The organism is Pseudoalteromonas sp. 2CM39R, from assembly GCF_023161845.1.
This window is the reverse complement of sequence record NZ_JALNTM010000006.1, coordinates 207492-223987: the sequence shown is the minus strand read 5'-3', so window position 1 is coordinate 223987 and position 16496 is coordinate 207492. Positions and strand designations below refer to the sequence as shown.

Sequence of the window (16496 nt, the reverse complement as noted above, 5' to 3'; positions counted from 1 at the left end):
GGATCACCCTACTTGACTAAAAATATAACCTTGGTAAATCATAAATGCGACGATGAGTACGCCACCTTCTAGTCTATTGATACGTCTTTGACCTCTAAAGTTCAATGACATAGCAATAAGTGCCAAGGTTGCACCGATCATAATTAAAACATCACGGTTAGCTACTGATGCGTCAATAACTGATGGGTTAATTAATCCTGCCAGCGGTAACACCGCGAGAATATTAAAAATATTTGAGCCAACAATGTTACCCAGTGCTAGATCATCTTCATTTTTAAGAACACCCGCAATGGAAGCTGCAAGTTCAGGTAAGCTGGTGCCTATGGCTATTATGGTTAAACCAATTACTAAGTCACTTAAGCCAAAATATTTTGCAATATCAACGGCTGAGCCAACTAAAAAGTGTGAGCTAACAGGAAGTAAAATCATTCCGACGACTAACCAAAAAACGGCTTTTTTGGTTGGGACATTATCAGGTACTTCATCACAGGCTTCGCTAACAAAGGGGTCGTCTTGGTTTTTTGCTCGCAGTGATACAAAAATAAGTCCACCAATAAAAGTAATAAAGCCAAAAAGTAAGGCTGCGCCTTCAAAAAATGAAAAGTAGTTATCTGAAAAAATATACCAAGTGGCGATAGACACCAGTAATACCAGTGGAATTTCACGTCTTAATGTACTTGAAGAGACTGAAAGCGGTCTTAAAAGTGCTGTAATACCTAATACTAATAATATGTTAGTGATGTTTGAACCAACTGCATTACCTACGGCTGTATCGGTTTTATTTGCCAAAGCAGCTGAAGCGGATACCATCATTTCAGGGGCCGATGAGCCCATAGCTACCACGGTTAAACCTACAATTAATGTTGGTACGCCAAAGTTTTTAGCCAGTGCAGCCGCACCATAAACAAACCTGTCTGCACTCCATACGAGAGCCGCAAAACCGAGAATTAAAATGACAAACGAGGTAACCATTGTGATAAGCCAGCTAGTGTAAATTCAGATAGCGCGAATAGTAACAAAAGCCACCATAAAAGTATAAGTAAAAGAGTAAGCTGTAATACATTAGGCGGTTATTAAAATAATTATTTACTGTGTTGATTTGCTTGTTTAAGCATCGGTTAAGCCAATTTGTCGCAGTCTTATAGCTGTTTTTACGTGGCTATTACAAAATCTTACGAATTGTTTTTTCCATCTTGACCAAAAAACCCTTAAAATAGAAATATGAGAGAGTATTGTTATGGAGAGCGACTTGTCGCAATCAATAGTAGAAGTCAAGGATGTTACCTTTTCTAGAGGCGATAGGGTCATATACAAAAATATGAGCTTTGATGTCCCAGAAGGTAAAATTACTGCCATTATGGGGCCAAGCGGAATTGGCAAAACCACGATGCTGCGCTTAATTGGTGGCCAGCTCAAACCCGACTCCGGTGATATTTTATTTAAAAACGACAGCATAGTTGCCATGTCCCGTAAAGAGCTCTACGCGACACGTAAACGTATGAGTATGTTATTTCAAAGCGGTGCATTATTTACCGATATGTCGGTGTTCGATAATATCGCATTTCCTATCCGCGAGCACACACAGCTCAGTGAAGATTTAATTCGTTTAGTGGTTTTAATGAAACTACAAGCAGTTGGCTTACGTGGTGCTAAAGATTTAATGCCTTCAGAGTTATCTGGTGGTATGGCACGTCGTGCAGCCTTGGCTCGCTCTATAGCGCTTGATCCTGAACTGATTATGTATGATGAGCCTTTTGCAGGACAAGATCCCATTTCAATGGGAGTATTGGTTAAGCTGATTAAGTCATTAAATGAAGTACTTGGTTTATCTTCTTTAATTGTTACACATGATGTGACTGAAGTAATGAGCATTGCAGACCACGTTATTATTATTGCCGATCAAGGTGTGATTGGAAGCGGCACGCCAGATGAAATGCGTCAGCACGAATCACCACTTGTGCAACAATTTTTGAAAGGGTTATCAGATGGGCCTGTACCATTTCATTATCCAGCACAAACCTATGCAGATGAACTGTTAGGAGAGCCGCAGTAATGTTGGATTTACTACAAAAAATAGGCCATAAAACACTGGGTCGTTTTGCTGCACTTGGGCGTTCAACCCACATGCTAGCAAGTGCGTTATGGCATTTACCCAATTTAAAAAAAGGTACGCCTCTGCTGGTGCGCCAACTCTACATGGTTGGCTCACAGTCATTATTGATCATTGTGGTGTCAGGATTGTTTATCGGCATGGTTCTAGCGCTGCAAGGTTATACCGTTTTAGTTGATTATGGTGCAGAAGATAGCCTAGGCCCGTTAGTAGCGCTTAGCTTGTTACGTGAGCTTGGACCGGTAGTTACTGCGTTATTATTTGCAGGCAGAGCAGGCAGTGCGTTAACCGCTGAAATCGGCTTAATGAAAGCCACCGAGCAGTTATCGTCGCTAGAGATGATGGCTATTGACCCGCTTAGGCGTATTATTGCGCCGCGATTTTGGGCTGGCTTGATTAGTATGCCGTTATTGGCGTTAATTTTTTCAGCGGTCGCTATTATTGGTGCTCACTTAGTCGGTGTTGATTGGCTAGGCGTTGATACCGGAAGCTTTTGGTCAATAATGCAAGCTCAGGTGTCGTTTGAAAAAGATATACTAAACGGTTTAATTAAAAGTATCGTATTTGCGATTGTTGTCACTTGGATTGCGCTTTATAAAGGGTATGACTGTGTTCCTACATCAGAAGGGATCAGCAAGGCAACAACAGAAACAGTGGTGCATTCATCACTGGCGGTATTAGGTTTTGACTTTATTTTGACAGCGGTAATGTTTACTAGCTAATAGGGTATTAAATAATGAATTCACGGAAATTAGAAATTTTAGTTGGTTTTTTTGTCGCACTGGGTATCTTGGCATTTTCAATGCTAGCGCTTAAAGTGGCCAATTCAGGTATTAGCGGCTCAGGTGAAACCTACACATTAAACGCCAAGTTTGAAAATATAGGCTCATTAAAAACTCGCGCGCCTATTAAAGTAGGGGGAGTTGTTATTGGTCGTGTCGAGTCAATTTATGTACACCCGCAAGAGTTTTTACCTGTGGTGAACATGAGTATTGATGCGCAGTATTTATGTCGTTTTTCAGATACCAGCTCTATCTCAATTTTAACCTCGGGTATTTTAGGTGAGCAATATTTAGGTATTAACCCTGTGATCGCTTCAGATTCAGCTAAACAACGTTGTTTAGGCGAAGATGTTGCAAACAGTGCACAAGACCAAGCTATTGATGATTTATTTGGGGTGCAAAGCAAAGCATTAGCAAGTGGCGATTCAATTACTGATACCAAATCGGCATTGGTACTTGAAGAATTAATTGGCCAGTTCTTATTCAACCAAGGTAGTGAGTAATTATTATGTTGAAAACATTTTTAGTAAGTATTGCGCTAGTAAGTTTAATGCTATTACAAAGCGTGCAAGCAGCAGAAGTAAAATTAACTGATCCTAATAAAATGGTACGCCAAGTTGCTGACAATACCTTTGCACGAATTACCCAAGATCAACCATTAATAGTAAAAGATAAAGAACATTTACGTGTTATTGTTGAAGAAGAGTTAATGCCGTACATTGACTACAAATATGCGGCACTAAGAGTGTTAGGTAGCGAAGTGTCTAAGGTACGCGCAATTACCGACAAGGCAGAAAAAGCAAAAGCAATTGAAGATATTCAGCGTTTTATTGGTGCATTTAGAGAGTACTTAGTTGCCACCTATGCCGGTGTATTTACCCAATACACTAATCAACAAGTTGAATTTGCTGCCGAGCAACCGTTTAAAGGTAAAGACGTGGTGGTGGTAAAAACCAAAATTGTTGAAGCGGGTAAACCTGATATAAAAATTGATTTTAAAGTACGTGAAGACCGAAGCGGTGAGTGGCGCGCTTACGACATGATTGCTGAAGGTATTAGTTTACTTGATGCAAAACAAAGTGAACTTCAGGGTATTTTACGTCAACAAGGTATTGACCATGTTAGCGGCCTATTAGAGCAAAAAAGTAAGCTACCGGTTCAGTTTAGAGGCAGCGATACAAATGAGTAAATTGGCAATCAGCCAAGTTGATGAGCAGCATTTACGAGTTACTGGTGAATTGACTCATAACTCAATTGGCAATGAACGGCTTCTGAACACTAAGCGACAAACTAAGCATAAAACCCTTTATTTTGACCTAACTGAGGTCACAAGGGTTGACACAGCCGGCTTAGCTTGGTTAATTCACTCTTTTACAGAATTTAAGCAGCAAGGTATTCGCCTTGAATTGCAAAACCCACCTGAACAACTGCAAAACCTTATGCAGTTGGGTCAGGTTACAACCCTATTTGAGTGAGAGTTATGGAAACGAGTCAAGTCGAAACATTATTACGCGACGAACTTCAGTTAGCTGAAGTACATGTAAAAGCCAATGGTAGTCATTATGAAGTAATTGCGGTTGGTGAATGCTTTGACGGATTAAGTCGTGTTAAAAAGCAACAGTTAGTGTATGGCCCATTAATGAACACTATTTCAGATGGCACCATTCATGCTGTTTCTATCCGCGCTTTTACTCCGACTGAGTGGAAACGTGAGCAAAAATTCATTTTACCGCAATAAATAGGGCCCCTTAGATGGATCAATTTGTAATTCAAGGTGGCACTTCACTGGCTGGTGAAGTAACTATTTCTGGCGCTAAAAATGCGGCACTGCCTATTTTATTTGCAGCCTTATTGCCCGAGGGCAAAAGTACCTTTACTAATGTACCGCGCCTTCGCGATATTATAACTACTGAAGCCTTATTAAAAACCTTAGGCGCTGATGTTCAGTGGCAAGGTGATTCACTTATTATTGATGGTGCAACGGTAAATAGTACGTTAGCGCCTTATGAATTAGTAAAGCAAATGCGCGCATCAGTGCTCGCACTTGGGCCTTTAGTGGCTCGCTTTGGTGAGGCTCAAGTATCTTTGCCTGGTGGCTGTGCTATTGGTGCACGCCCAGTTGATATTCATATTCAAGGTTTAGAGCGCATGGGCGCGCAAATAACTGTGGAAAATGGTTATATTAATGCCAAAGTAGATGGACGCTTAAAAGGCGCTGAAATTTTCATGGAAATGATCAGTGTCGGTGCTACCGAAAACTTACTCATGGCGGCAACGCTTGCAGATGGCAAAACTGTTTTAGAAAATGCAGCGCGCGAGCCCGAAATCATTGATTTAGCTAATTGCTTAATTGCAATGGGCGCTAAAATTACTGGTGCAGGTTCTAGCCGTATTGAGATTGAAGGGGTTGAGCGTTTATCAGGTTGTGAGCACCGCATATTGCCGGATCGTATTGAAACCGGTACCTTCTTAGTTGCCGCCGCGATGGCCGGTGGCGAAGTACTATGTAAAATGACCGACTTTCATTCACTTGAGCCGGTAATTGAAAAACTGCGTGCAACCAATGCGTTACTAGAAGTGCATGAGGATAGTATTTATCTTGATATGCGAGGCCGAGAGCTTAAAGCGGTTAATATTAAAACTATGCCGCACCCAGGTTTTCCAACCGACATGCAAGCTCAATTTACCGCTTTAAATGTAGTGGCTAACGGCAGTGCGACCATTACCGAAACTATTTTTGAAAATCGTTTTATGCATGTACCTGAGCTACAGCGTATGGGCGCTAATATTCGTCTTGAAGGCAATACGGCTTTTTGTGGTGAAACACAAAGCTTATCGGGTGCGCAGGTTATGGCAACCGATTTACGAGCATCAGCGAGCCTTATTTTAACGGGGATTGTGGCCCAAGGTGAAACGGTTGTTGATCGTATTTATCATGTAGATAGAGGTTATCAGCGTATTGAAGACAAACTCAGTGCGTTAGGTGCTAACATCAAACGCAAAAGCAATTAGTTATATTAATACAATTATTATTCTAACGCATAAAAAACGCGATGATATATCGCGTTTTTTTATGCCTGATGTCAAAGGGTAAACAAGCGCTTTATAGCTTGGTTTCGAGCTCGGCTACTTTCACCATTATTTTTTGTATTTTACCGTTACGGTATAGCTCAAACTCAATTTCTTTACCTGGCTCGGTACTGCCTATCTTTTTTAATACATTTTGTGGATTAGCCACTGAAAGCCCTGCAATTTTAATCACAATGTCTTGCTCTTCTATACCCGCCTGCCATGCAGGACCTAGAGGGTCGAGATTGGTAATACGCATGCCTGCGACAGGCGTTAAGCTATCATTGACCTCTTTGCCTGTACTATCTACTGCTGTGCCTTCAAAGCCCAAGTAACCCCGTACAACCCGTCCATGGCGAATAAGTTTACCCATAACTTCTTTAGCAAGGGTGTAAGGTACGGCAAAAAATATTCCCTGAATGTTTAAGTTCTCACGGGTTTTAAATTGGGCTGAGGTGATCCCTACTAAATCGCCATTAGAATTTACCAGCGCTCCTCCCGAATTACCCACATTAATAGCGGCATCCATTTGCAATAAGTTATTGTAAGGACTGTCGGTAATTTTTTGCTTACCAGTAGCGCTAATGATCCCCTGAGTAATTGTTTGCCCTAAATTTAATGGATTCCCGATTGCTAACACCAAATCGCCTACGTTCGAGGTGTAGTTGTCATTAACAGGAATAACAGGGAGGTGGTTGGCATTTATTTTTAATAATGCTAAATCGGTAATGGTATCAAAGCCAATAAGTTGTACATCGAAAAAACGTCTGCCATCGGTAAGAATGACCAGTATTTGATCAGCATTATTGATCACATGATAGTTTGTCAATATATAGCCATCGGGTGACATGATCACACCAGATCCGAGCTCTTGCACAGTATTTTGGCGCTTGTAGCGTGGCTCTTTAGAAATACTCTCTGAAAAAATAGTAACAACCGATGGTGCTGCGCGTTTAACCGCATCAGAAAAGCTCAAATGGCTGGCGGTCATTGCACTGGGCAGGGGAACATTAGGTAGTAATGCGGTACGCATGTTAGGGCTGAAAAAAACCACTAAAAAAGCTATGCCTAAACCGGCAAACAAAGGAGGAAGTACAAATTTTAGAAGTTTTAGCACGGTATTCTTATTGTTAGTGAGCAATCCCTTTATGATGGCACAAAAAAAATAACAGCGGCAAGTGCCGCTGTTACTTTTATTGTATTATTACTGAATTAATACAAAGATAGACTCGCGTCCGCGTTTAACACCTAACACAATATTACCTTGAATATCGTCGATAATTTGGTTCATATCGCGAATGCTTTCTACCCGTTGACGGTTTACTTGCACAATAACATCGCCTTCTTCAAGGCCAACCCGTGCTGATGGTGAACGAGGATCGACAGAGGTTACCTCAATGCCTTTCATTTTGTTTTTCTTCACGTTTTCAAGTGTTGCACCTTGGAATGCTGGGTGTAATTCTTCACCTGCAGCTGTAATTCCTGATGCGCCATCCAGGGTAACTTCAACGTTTTTAACTTTACCATCACGATAAATTCCTAGCTGTACTTCACGGCCTTCACCTAAGGTGGCAATTTTGCTTCGTAGTTCATGGAAGCCACTAATTTCACTGCCATTAATGCTAATAATCACATCGCCTGCTTTAATACCGGCTTTGCTGGCAGCTGTATCATCGAGTACCTGCATAACGTAAGCACCTTGTTTAACATCAAGCTGCTGTGCTTTGGCAAGGCCTGCATCAAGAGGGCGGCCTGAAATACCTAGCGAGCCACGGCGTACTTCACCATGCTCTACAATTTGATCAACAAGGTTTTTCATCATGTTTGATGGAATAGCAAAACCAATCCCCACATTACCACCCGATGCACCTAAAATAGCGGTATTAATACCAATTAACTCACCGTTTAAATTAACTAAAGCGCCACCTGAGTTGCCTTGGTTAATCGCGGCATCGGTTTGAATGAAATCTTCGTAGCCTTCAATATTTAAACCACTACGGCCTAGTGCGCTAACAATACCTGAGGTAACGGTGTGGCTTAAACCAAAAGGGTTACCAATAGCTACAGCAAAATCACCTACGCGTAAGTCATCTGAGTTAGCAAGTTTTACCGCGGTTAATTCATCTGCGTCTATTTGTAGTAGCGCAATATCAGATTCTTTATCGCTGCCAATTTTTGTTGCATCATATTCGCGACCATCTTCGAGGGTAACCACCATTTTTTCGGCATCTTGAACTACATGGTTGTTGGTAACCACATAGCCTTTGTCGGCATCAATAATAACTCCAGAGCCTAAACCACTAAACTGTCGCTTTTGGCTACGTGGCTGCGGGTTGCCAAAAAAGAAATCTAGTGGGTCACCACGTCGACGCACTTCTTTAGAGCCTGAAACCTGAATACTCACTACACCTGGCGTGATTTGCTCAAGCATAGGGGCAAGTGTTGGTAATTGTTGACCATTAACGGCAACCGGCAACTTAGCAAACGAGGCGGTTGGACTTAATAATAAGCTAGTAGATAAAATAGCAGCACTGATAAGTGATAATTTCATTTTCATAGTCAGGGTTTACTCCACTTAAAAAGCAAAAGGCTGCAATAAGCAGCCTCAAAAAAGTATATCAGTAAGATAAAACAACAAAGCTGTTATATCTAAAGACTATGGGGTCAAAAAAAAGTTCATCAAGATGCTTTAGAAGTATTCTCATCACCTGCAAATAAACCTGACTTACCCGACACATAATCAGCTGGTTGAGCATCGGCGTTTGAGCGATCTGAACTACGTTCTTTTAATGATGCTTGTAATTGCTCTGTGGTTTCTTTTGAGAAAAACGGTTCAGCAGGGGCTTTATTTCTGTCTTCAAGTAACAGTTGATTGGTTTCTTCAACATGACTTAATAACTGATCGTAGTTTTCTTTCATTTTGTTTACTAACTTACCAGTATTCGCCAAATGGTCGGCAACATCTTGGCGATACTGCTCAAGCGAATGCTTAGCTTGCTCTGCTTGTTGCTCTAATTCATCTTGTTTAAACTGTTTTTTAGTGACAAAGGCACCAACGAAAAATGCAGCAATAGCAACTACTACCACTAATCCTACCCATGTAAATGTACCCATAAATTCACCTCTATGCGAAAATAACTAAAAAATTAAAATGCTACTAAGTCTAATATACCCTGAGTATTGATGCGTGTTAATATGCTTTACAAATTAAACTGTGTTTTAACTGTAAATAGATATGACTCCTTGGCAAACATACCAGCAAGACCTTCAACGCGATGACTTTGTACATGACGCAGCACAAGAAAATGCAGTTCGTCATTTACAGCGTTTATACGACGATTTAACACAAGCAAGACCACAATCTAAAGGTTTTTTTGCAAAGCTTTTTAATAAAGCAGAGCCAGCTCCAATTAAAGGTTTATACTTTTGGGGTGGTGTAGGCCGTGGTAAAACTTACCTTGTTGATACTTTTTATGAAGCGTTACCGGGTGATAGAAAAATGCGAGTGCATTTTCACCGCTTTATGCACCGAGTACACGATGAACTTAAAAAGTTAAATAACACTGCCAACCCTTTAGAAACAGTAGCCGATATTTTCAAAGCAGAAACAGACATAATTTGTTTTGATGAATTTTTTGTTCAAGACATTACCGACGCTATGTTGCTCGGTGGTTTAATGGAAGCATTATTCGCTCGCGGTATTGTACTGGTTGCCACGTCAAATATTATACCTGACGACTTATACCGCAATGGTTTACAGCGTGCCCGTTTTTTACCAGCTATTGCCTTAGTGAATAAGCATACTGAAATAGTTAATGTAGATTCAGGCATTGATTACCGATTACGTACTCTTGAGCAAGCAGAAATTTTTCATAGCCCGCTTGATGAACAAGCCGATAAAAACCTATTCGAATATTTTGACAAGCTCTCGCCTGAAGTCGGTAAACTAGATACCCCAATAGAAATAGAAGGGCGGATGATCAACACTCGCAAAGTATCTGACTGCATCGTTATGTTTGAATTTAGCGAACTGTGTGAAACTGCCCGTAGCCAAGTTGATTACATGGAAATAAGCCGATTATATAACACGGTGATTTTATCTAATGTAAAACAGCTAGGGCAAAATAATGATGACGCAGCAAGGCGCTTTATTGCGTTAGTAGATGAATTTTATGAGCGTAATGTAACGTTAATTATCTCTGCAGAAAAACCGATTACCGAGCTCTATACACAAGGCAATTTAAACTTTGAATTTAAACGCTGTATTAGTCGCTTACAAGAAATGCAATCGCTAGAGTATTTAGCCCGAGAGCATTTAGCTTAAAATACGAAGGTTAGCGGGCGACGGGCTGCGGGTCTCGAGCAAAATATCTAACTTCTAAATAAAAAAACCTTGCGATGTTAACCGCAAGGTTTTTTATTTTCTCGAACCTCGAACCTCGAACCTCGAACCTCGAGCTTATCTCATAGTAACAAACTCTTCCGACCCGGTTGGGTGTAGTGCGACAACCGCATCAAAATCGGCCTTAGTCGCGCCCATTTTCATGGCGACTGCAAAACCCTGAATCATTTCATCAACGGTAAAACCAATACCGTGTAAGCCCACAACTTTTTCATCATCGCCTGCACACACTAACATCATATTACAGGCTTGGCGGTGCTGAGTAACTGCGGTATACATAGCCGCAAAGCTTGATTTATATACTTTGACATTTTCGCCGCCGTACTGAGAAATCGCTTCTTGCTCAGTTAAACCAATTGTGCCGATAGGTGGGTGGCTAAATACTACGGTTGGTACTAGGCTGTAGTCCATTTTTAAATCGTTCGGCAATTCTTTATTAAATAAACGCTCCGATAGAGTACGACCCGCTTTAACAGCAACCGGTGTAAGCTCAATACCATTTTCGATAATATCACCCACAGCGTATACATTTTCAGCTGTGGTGTTTTGGTATTCATCTACTTTTACATAACCGCTTTCGTTTACTTCTACGCCTGCTGCAGCAAGGTTAATTTTATCGGTTGTTGGCGTGCGGCCTATAGCCCAAATAACCTGATCAACATTTTCGCTGTAACCATTCTCAAAATGAATCGTTAAGCTGCCATCAGCCTCTTTTACCACTTCTTTTGGTGAACACTCAGTGTGCAGTGTTGGGCCTTCTTTTGCCATAATATCAACCAGTGTGTCGATAATGTATGGGTCAAAGGTACGCAGTGGCTTGCTCTTACGAACAAATAAGTGAGTTTGTGTACCTAAGCTGTGCAGCACACCGGCAATTTCTACGGCAATATAACCGGCACCAACAACAGCAACACGTTTAGGTTGTTCGTTCAGCTCAAAAAAACCGTTTGAATCAATACCGTGTTCAGCACCTGGAATATTAGGAATCGTAGGGCGTCCGCCTACGGCAACTAAAATGTGATCGGCAGTATAGTGTTCGCCATTTACTTCAACGGTTTTACTATCAACAAACTTTGCAAAACCTTTGATCACAGTTACGCCATTTTTAGCTAAACCATTATCATAGCCTTTGTGAATACGGCCAATATAGGCTTCACGGCTTTCTACTAGTTTTGACCAATCAAAGCCTTTAACTTCAACATCAAAACCGTAATCAGGAGCATAAAGATTAATTGCTTCAGCAACTTGAGCGCCATGCCACATTACTTTTTTAGGAACACACCCTACGTTTACGCAGGTGCCACCCATGTGTTTAGCTTCAATTAATGCTACTTTTGCGCCACGCATTGCTGCACGGTTAGCTGATGCAATACCACCACTACCGCCACCAATTGCAATGTAATCAAAATGCTGAGCCATGTTTAATCCTCTAAATGTGTTTAACGATGTTTTACCGATAATATCATATGCGATGAACAAGTCACTTGTTCGGGGCTGCTAAAATCTCTACCATCAAACGAAAACCAAGCTAGTTAAGATCAAGGTATCAGCAGTAGAGCGTATATTAAGCTAAGAGCTGAACACTTCCCCTTGTATTTACGTATTTTGCCCCAACTTCATTTTTATATTTGCACAAACTGAGAATGACTATGAGCAATGCACAAACAAATCCCCTAATCGGGCTTGAAGGTTTACCGCCTTTTTCAAAAATAAAGCCAGAGCATGTTGTCCCGGCACTAAAAAAAGGTATTGAGCACTGTCGCAGTGCAATTGATGATGTATTAGCAAAGCAATCATACACCTGGAATGATTTAGTATTACCCCTTGAAGAAGCTGACGATAAACTATCGCGATTATTTTCACCGGTATCACATTTAAACTCGGTGATGAACAACGATGAACTTCGCGAAGCTTATGAGCAGTGTTTACCGCTTATTTCTGAATATTCTACTTTTGTTGGCCAACATCAAGGCTTATATGAGGCTTACAGCGCGCTTTATAATAGCGATGAATTTAAAACACTCACTACCGCTCAGCAAAAAACCGTTACCAACGCATTGCGTGACTTTAAGCTTTCAGGCATTGCACTAAATCCTGAGCAGCAAAAACGCTACGGTGAAATTAGTGCGCGTTTATCAGAGCTTGCTTCAAAATTTGGTAATAATGTGATGGATGCCACGCTTGCATGGCATAAGCATATTACCGATGAAAGCCAACTAGCGGGTTTACCAGAGTCAGCACTGGCATTAGCGGCCGATACAGCAAAAAGTAAAGACTTAGAAGGCTGGGTATTCACTCTCGATTTCCCTTCTTACTTACCTATAATGACTTACGCAGACGACCGTGAACTTCGCAAAGAAACATACACCGCGTTTTCTACTCGTGCATCCGATCAAGGTCCAAATGCAGGAGAGTTTGATAACTCAGCGATTATGAGTGAAGAACTGGCACTGCGTCATGAGTTAGCACAATTACTAGGCTTTAATAATTACGCCGAAAAATCGTTAGCTACAAAAATGGCAGAATCACCTGCACAGGTATTTTCATTTTTAGAAGATTTAGCTGCTAAATCTAAGCCACAAGCAGAGCAAGAGCTTAAAGAGTTGCAACAATACGCAGAGCAACAGCACGGTATTAGTGAACTACAGGCATGGGACTTTGGTTATTATAGCGAAAAGCTAAAGCAAGAAAAATACGCGATTTCAGATGAAGTATTACGTCCATACTTCCCTGCCGATAAAGTGCTTAGTGGTTTGTTCGAAACCGTTAACCGCTTATTTGGTATTACAGTTAAAGAACAAAAAGACATCGATACGTATCATAAAGATGTGCGCTTTTTTGAAATTTACGATAGCAACAATACTTTACGTGGTCGTTTCTACTTAGATTTATACGCCCGTGACCACAAGCGTGGTGGTGCGTGGATGGATGACTGTATGAGCCGTAAAGTGCGTGCTAATGGTGAACTTCAAACACCAGTTGCTTACTTAGTGTGTAACTTTAATAAAGCGATTGGCGATAAGCCTGCTTTGTTTACCCATAATGAAGTAACCACACTGTTCCATGAGTTTGGTCACGGCATTCACCACATGTTAACTCAAGTAGATGCAGCGCCTGTTGCTGGTATTAATGGTGTGGCATGGGATGCCGTTGAATTGCCAAGTCAGTTTTTAGAAAACTGGTGTTACGAAGAAGAAGCCCTAAGCTTTATTTCAGGCCACTTCGAAACCGGTGAGCCATTACCAAAAGAGCTACTAGATAAACTATTAGCCGCTAAAAATTACAACTCAGGTATGCAAATGCTAAGACAACTTGAGTTCTCGTTATTCGATTTTAAAATTCACCATGACTACGTGGCAGACAAACCATGTAACATTCAAGCTGTACTTGATGATGTACGCAGTCGTACCTCAGTCATTAAGCCGCCAGCGTTTAATCGTTTTCAGCATGGCTTTAGTCATATTTTTGCGGGCGGTTACAGTGCAGGCTATTACTCGTATAAATGGGCTGAAGTACTTTCGGCAGACGCCTACTCTAAATTTGAAGAAGAGGGGATTTTTAATCCACAAACTGGCCAAGCGTTTATGCAGCATATTCTTGAAAAAGGCGGCAGCGAAGAGCCAATGGCACTGTTTAAAAACTTCCGCGGTCGTGAGCCAAGTGTAGATGCACTACTGCGCCACAGCGGCATCGCCGCTTAGGGTCTGTTGATTTTTGCGGATTAAAATATAATTACAAAAGCGCCCCAGAGGCGCTTTTTTATTGCCTAAAACACAGTGCTGTTAAAGAATGTTTTGAATAAATTTTAGTAGTTTTAACATGGCGTACTATGCTTTGAACAAAGTACTAAAAGGGACTAACGCATGGCAAAGTTAATACTGGCAATTGATGACGATAAATTAATGCACCATATTATTGAAGAATCTTTAGCTGGGTTTTGCAAAGTGATCCACGCCAAAAATGGTGAAGATGGCATAAGACAAGCGATTAAATATAACCCCGATATTATTTTGCTTGATGTTGAAATGCCGGGCATGTCTGGTTATGAGGTTTGCCAAACTATTAAACAAAATAAAGCCACAACAGATATTCCGGTAATGTTTTTATCATCCAAAGTGGGGCAAGCTGAACGTATTAAAGGGTTTAGTGTTGGCGGGGCTGACTACATTTTGAAGCCTTTTAACGCACAGGAGCTGATGGCACGGATTAAAATTCTTTACCAGTACCGCAAGCAGTGTGCAACACTGCAGTATGATATAGCAAAGGCCAATAAAACAGCTGAAATGGCGATGATTGAAACCGGTGACATGGGGCGCATTATGCGTTTTGTTTGTCAAAGCTATCATGCCGATAATTTAGAATTACTAAGTGAATACTTTTTAGGTTTTTTTACTCCATTACACCTCAATGTCGTGGTTGTTTTTTGGCAAAATAACCAGGGAATGTTTTATAGCCAAGAAACAGGCGTATGCCCATTAGAGCAAGAGCTACTCATACAGCATAAAAATGCAGAACGCTTTGTTGATATTGGTCATAGTACTATTATTAATTACCCTAATATTTCACTATTAATTAAAAATATGCCTGTAGATACGCCATCACTTTATGGCCGCTATAAAGATTTATTTCCGCATATTTTAGAAGTAACTAACGAAAAAGTAGTGACTATACAGCAGCACCAATATCGACTAATGCGCGACAATGAGCTAACCCTTGCTTTTAAAGATATTGTTGCCCAGCTTAAAAATCAAAACGCCATGCAAACGAGTGCAATTAGCCAGCTTACAGAGCAGCTTGAGCAACTCCAATCGCTAATGCAAACACACAACGAGATACCAGCTTCGCAATTTAATCAGCAAATAACTCAGCTTAGTCATACATCACAGCAGCTGGTTGCAACCACTAATGATTTAGCCTTTATTAAGCACCAACTAAAAACAACCACTCAACAGCGTGATGACTTAATTACTCAAACACAACTAAGTAAACAACAAACGCAGCCAGAACCTGAGAGTGAAAATAACGATATTGAGTTGTTTTAAACTAGAGATCGTATATTGGCTTTGTTTGGGTATAATAACGGTGAAATTTATCATCGGAGTGTGAAGTGGTTATACAGTGTGCGTTTAAAGAGTGTCGACCTTATTTAAATGAGTTAGAAGCACGCTTTGGGCTTGCTCAATGGGCAGAGCAAAGCAGTGGTTTTAGCTTGCATTACGATGATAAAGGACTAAGCCTGTATAAAACTGACGAGCCAAAATTAGGTGCTATTAACGTAGACTTTGTAACTGGTGCCGTTGCACATAGGCGTAAATTTGGTGGTGGTAAAGGGCAATCAATTGCCAAAGCAGTTGGTCTTAACAAGGGCGCAACGCCAGTGGTACTCGATGCCACAGCAGGCCTTGGGCGTGATGGTTTTGTGTTAGCCTCATTAGGCTGTAAAGTAATTTTACATGAGCGCCATCCCGTGGTTGCTGCACTGTTATATGATGGCTTACAACGTGCTTATAACGATAGTGAAATTGGCCCATGGATGCAGCAAAATATGAGCCTTATCTTTGGCTCAAGCCATACCTTACTTGCCCAATGTGATAGCATGCCCGATGTGGTTTACCTTGATCCAATGTTCCCTCACCGTGAAAAATCAGCATTGGTTAAAAAAGAAATGCGGGTATTCCAAGAGTTAGTGGGTGGCGATACCGACGCCGATGATTTACTCGAGTTTGCTTACCCACTTGCCAGTAAGCGTGTAGTGGTTAAACGCCCCGATTACGCACCATTTTTAAATGATAAAACTCCAAGCATGCAAATCAAAACCAAGAAGAACCGCTTTGATGTATATGTAAAAGCCGCGATGGTTTAGGTTAAAGAACCGTTTTTAGTCTTCAGCTGTCAGCAAAAGATTAAGCCAAGTACGGTGTTTGGGTTAAACGTAGGCGGGGCTTTACGCCGCGCAGGTAGTTTGACATGTTGTGAAAGTGCGCGAGTAAACTCTCGCCTATAATATAAAAACTGGGCTTGCATAAGGCTCGGTGTTTAATTTTACTACCTGACCGCTGACCGCTGACCGCTGACCGCTGACCGCTGACCGCTGACCGCTGACCGCTGACCGCTGACCGCTGACCGCTGACCG

General features: G+C 41.2%; 16 protein-coding genes. 11 read left to right on the top strand and 5 right to left on the bottom strand.

The features are described 5' to 3' along the window. Positions 1–3: 3 nt before the first annotated feature. Positions 4–972 carry a calcium/sodium antiporter gene (locus MTF66_RS15525; RefSeq protein WP_248527628.1) on the bottom strand — a complete coding sequence of 323 codons (969 nt, stop codon included), beginning with the start codon at positions 970–972 and terminating at the stop codon, positions 4–6. A gap of 265 nt (positions 973–1237) precedes the next feature. Between MTF66_RS15525 and MTF66_RS15520 the strand changes: the two genes are divergently transcribed. Genes MTF66_RS15520 through murA form a run of 7 tightly spaced genes read left to right on the top strand, consistent with a single transcriptional unit; the run spans position 1238 to position 5904 of the window. Continuing rightward, the gene (locus tag MTF66_RS15520) at positions 1238–2053 is read left to right on the top strand and encodes an ATP-binding cassette domain-containing protein (RefSeq protein WP_248527627.1); all 816 of its coding nucleotides are present in this window, start codon (positions 1238–1240) and stop codon (positions 2051–2053) included. Further along, entirely contained in the window at positions 2053–2832 is a 780-nt protein-coding gene (mlaE, locus tag MTF66_RS15515) for a lipid asymmetry maintenance ABC transporter permease subunit MlaE (protein WP_075170492.1), read from the top strand. The genes MTF66_RS15520 and mlaE overlap by 1 nt, the downstream gene beginning before the upstream one ends. 14 nt (positions 2833–2846) lie before the next feature. Further along, on the top strand, positions 2847–3395 hold the full coding sequence (gene mlaD, locus MTF66_RS15510; RefSeq protein WP_008115537.1) for an outer membrane lipid asymmetry maintenance protein MlaD: 549 nt from the start codon (positions 2847–2849) through the stop codon (positions 3393–3395). 5 nt (positions 3396–3400) lie between these two features. Then, a complete protein-coding gene (locus MTF66_RS15505; RefSeq protein WP_010390574.1) occupies positions 3401–4081 on the top strand; it encodes a phospholipid-binding protein MlaC in 681 nt (226 codons plus the stop codon). Next, positions 4074–4367: a lipid asymmetry maintenance protein MlaB gene (locus MTF66_RS15500; protein ID WP_010390575.1), complete on the top strand. Its 294-nt coding sequence runs from the start codon at positions 4074–4076 to the stop codon at positions 4365–4367. Before MTF66_RS15505 ends, MTF66_RS15500 begins: the two co-directional genes overlap by 8 nt. A 5-nt stretch (positions 4368–4372) precedes the next feature. Further along, complete coding sequence (locus MTF66_RS15495; protein ID WP_007378312.1) at positions 4373–4630, top strand: BolA family protein; 258 nt, start codon at positions 4373–4375, stop codon at positions 4628–4630. 14 nt (positions 4631–4644) lie between these two features. After that, positions 4645–5904 (top strand): UDP-N-acetylglucosamine 1-carboxyvinyltransferase, encoded by a 1260-nt coding sequence (murA, locus tag MTF66_RS15490; RefSeq protein ID WP_055013340.1) that lies wholly within the window; start codon positions 4645–4647, stop codon positions 5902–5904. Between the two features lie 91 nt (positions 5905–5995). Here murA and MTF66_RS15485 read toward each other — a convergent pair whose 3' ends face one another. From MTF66_RS15485 to MTF66_RS15475, 3 genes are all read right to left on the bottom strand, one after another. Further along, on the bottom strand, positions 5996–7078 hold the full coding sequence (locus tag MTF66_RS15485; RefSeq protein ID WP_055013341.1) for a trypsin-like peptidase domain-containing protein: 1083 nt from the start codon (positions 7076–7078) through the stop codon (positions 5996–5998). A gap of 87 nt (positions 7079–7165) precedes the next feature. Continuing rightward, positions 7166–8518: a Do family serine endopeptidase gene (locus MTF66_RS15480; protein ID WP_054202364.1), complete on the bottom strand. Its 1353-nt coding sequence runs from the start codon at positions 8516–8518 to the stop codon at positions 7166–7168. A 122-nt stretch (positions 8519–8640) separates the two neighbouring features. Further along, on the bottom strand, positions 8641–9075 hold the full coding sequence (locus MTF66_RS15475; protein ID WP_075170488.1) for a YhcB family protein: 435 nt from the start codon (positions 9073–9075) through the stop codon (positions 8641–8643). Between the two features lie 121 nt (positions 9076–9196). On the opposite strand from MTF66_RS15475, the gene zapE reads away from it, so the two are divergent. Continuing rightward, the gene (zapE, locus tag MTF66_RS15470; protein WP_248527626.1) at positions 9197–10285 is read left to right on the top strand and encodes a cell division protein ZapE; all 1089 of its coding nucleotides are present in this window, start codon (positions 9197–9199) and stop codon (positions 10283–10285) included. 135 nt (positions 10286–10420) lie between these two features. Here the strand turns inward: zapE and gorA are convergent, their stop codons facing one another. Next, the gene (gene gorA / locus MTF66_RS15465; RefSeq protein WP_036981238.1) at positions 10421–11782 is read right to left on the bottom strand and encodes a glutathione-disulfide reductase; all 1362 of its coding nucleotides are present in this window, start codon (positions 11780–11782) and stop codon (positions 10421–10423) included. A gap of 230 nt (positions 11783–12012) precedes the next feature. On the opposite strand from gorA, the gene prlC reads away from it, so the two are divergent. The 3 genes from prlC to MTF66_RS15450 all read left to right on the top strand — a co-directional run bounded on the left by prlC (position 12013) and on the right by MTF66_RS15450 (position 16226). After that, positions 12013–14064, top strand: a complete 2052-nt coding sequence (gene prlC / locus MTF66_RS15460; protein WP_248527625.1) for an oligopeptidase A — start codon at positions 12013–12015, stop codon at positions 14062–14064. Between the two features lie 162 nt (positions 14065–14226). Next, positions 14227–15405 (top strand): PleD family two-component system response regulator, encoded by a 1179-nt coding sequence (locus tag MTF66_RS15455; protein ID WP_138623846.1) that lies wholly within the window; start codon positions 14227–14229, stop codon positions 15403–15405. A gap of 65 nt (positions 15406–15470) precedes the next feature. Next, positions 15471–16226, top strand: a complete 756-nt coding sequence (locus MTF66_RS15450) for a class I SAM-dependent methyltransferase (protein ID WP_008115552.1) — start codon at positions 15471–15473, stop codon at positions 16224–16226. The last annotated feature ends 270 nt before the right edge of the window (positions 16227–16496 follow it).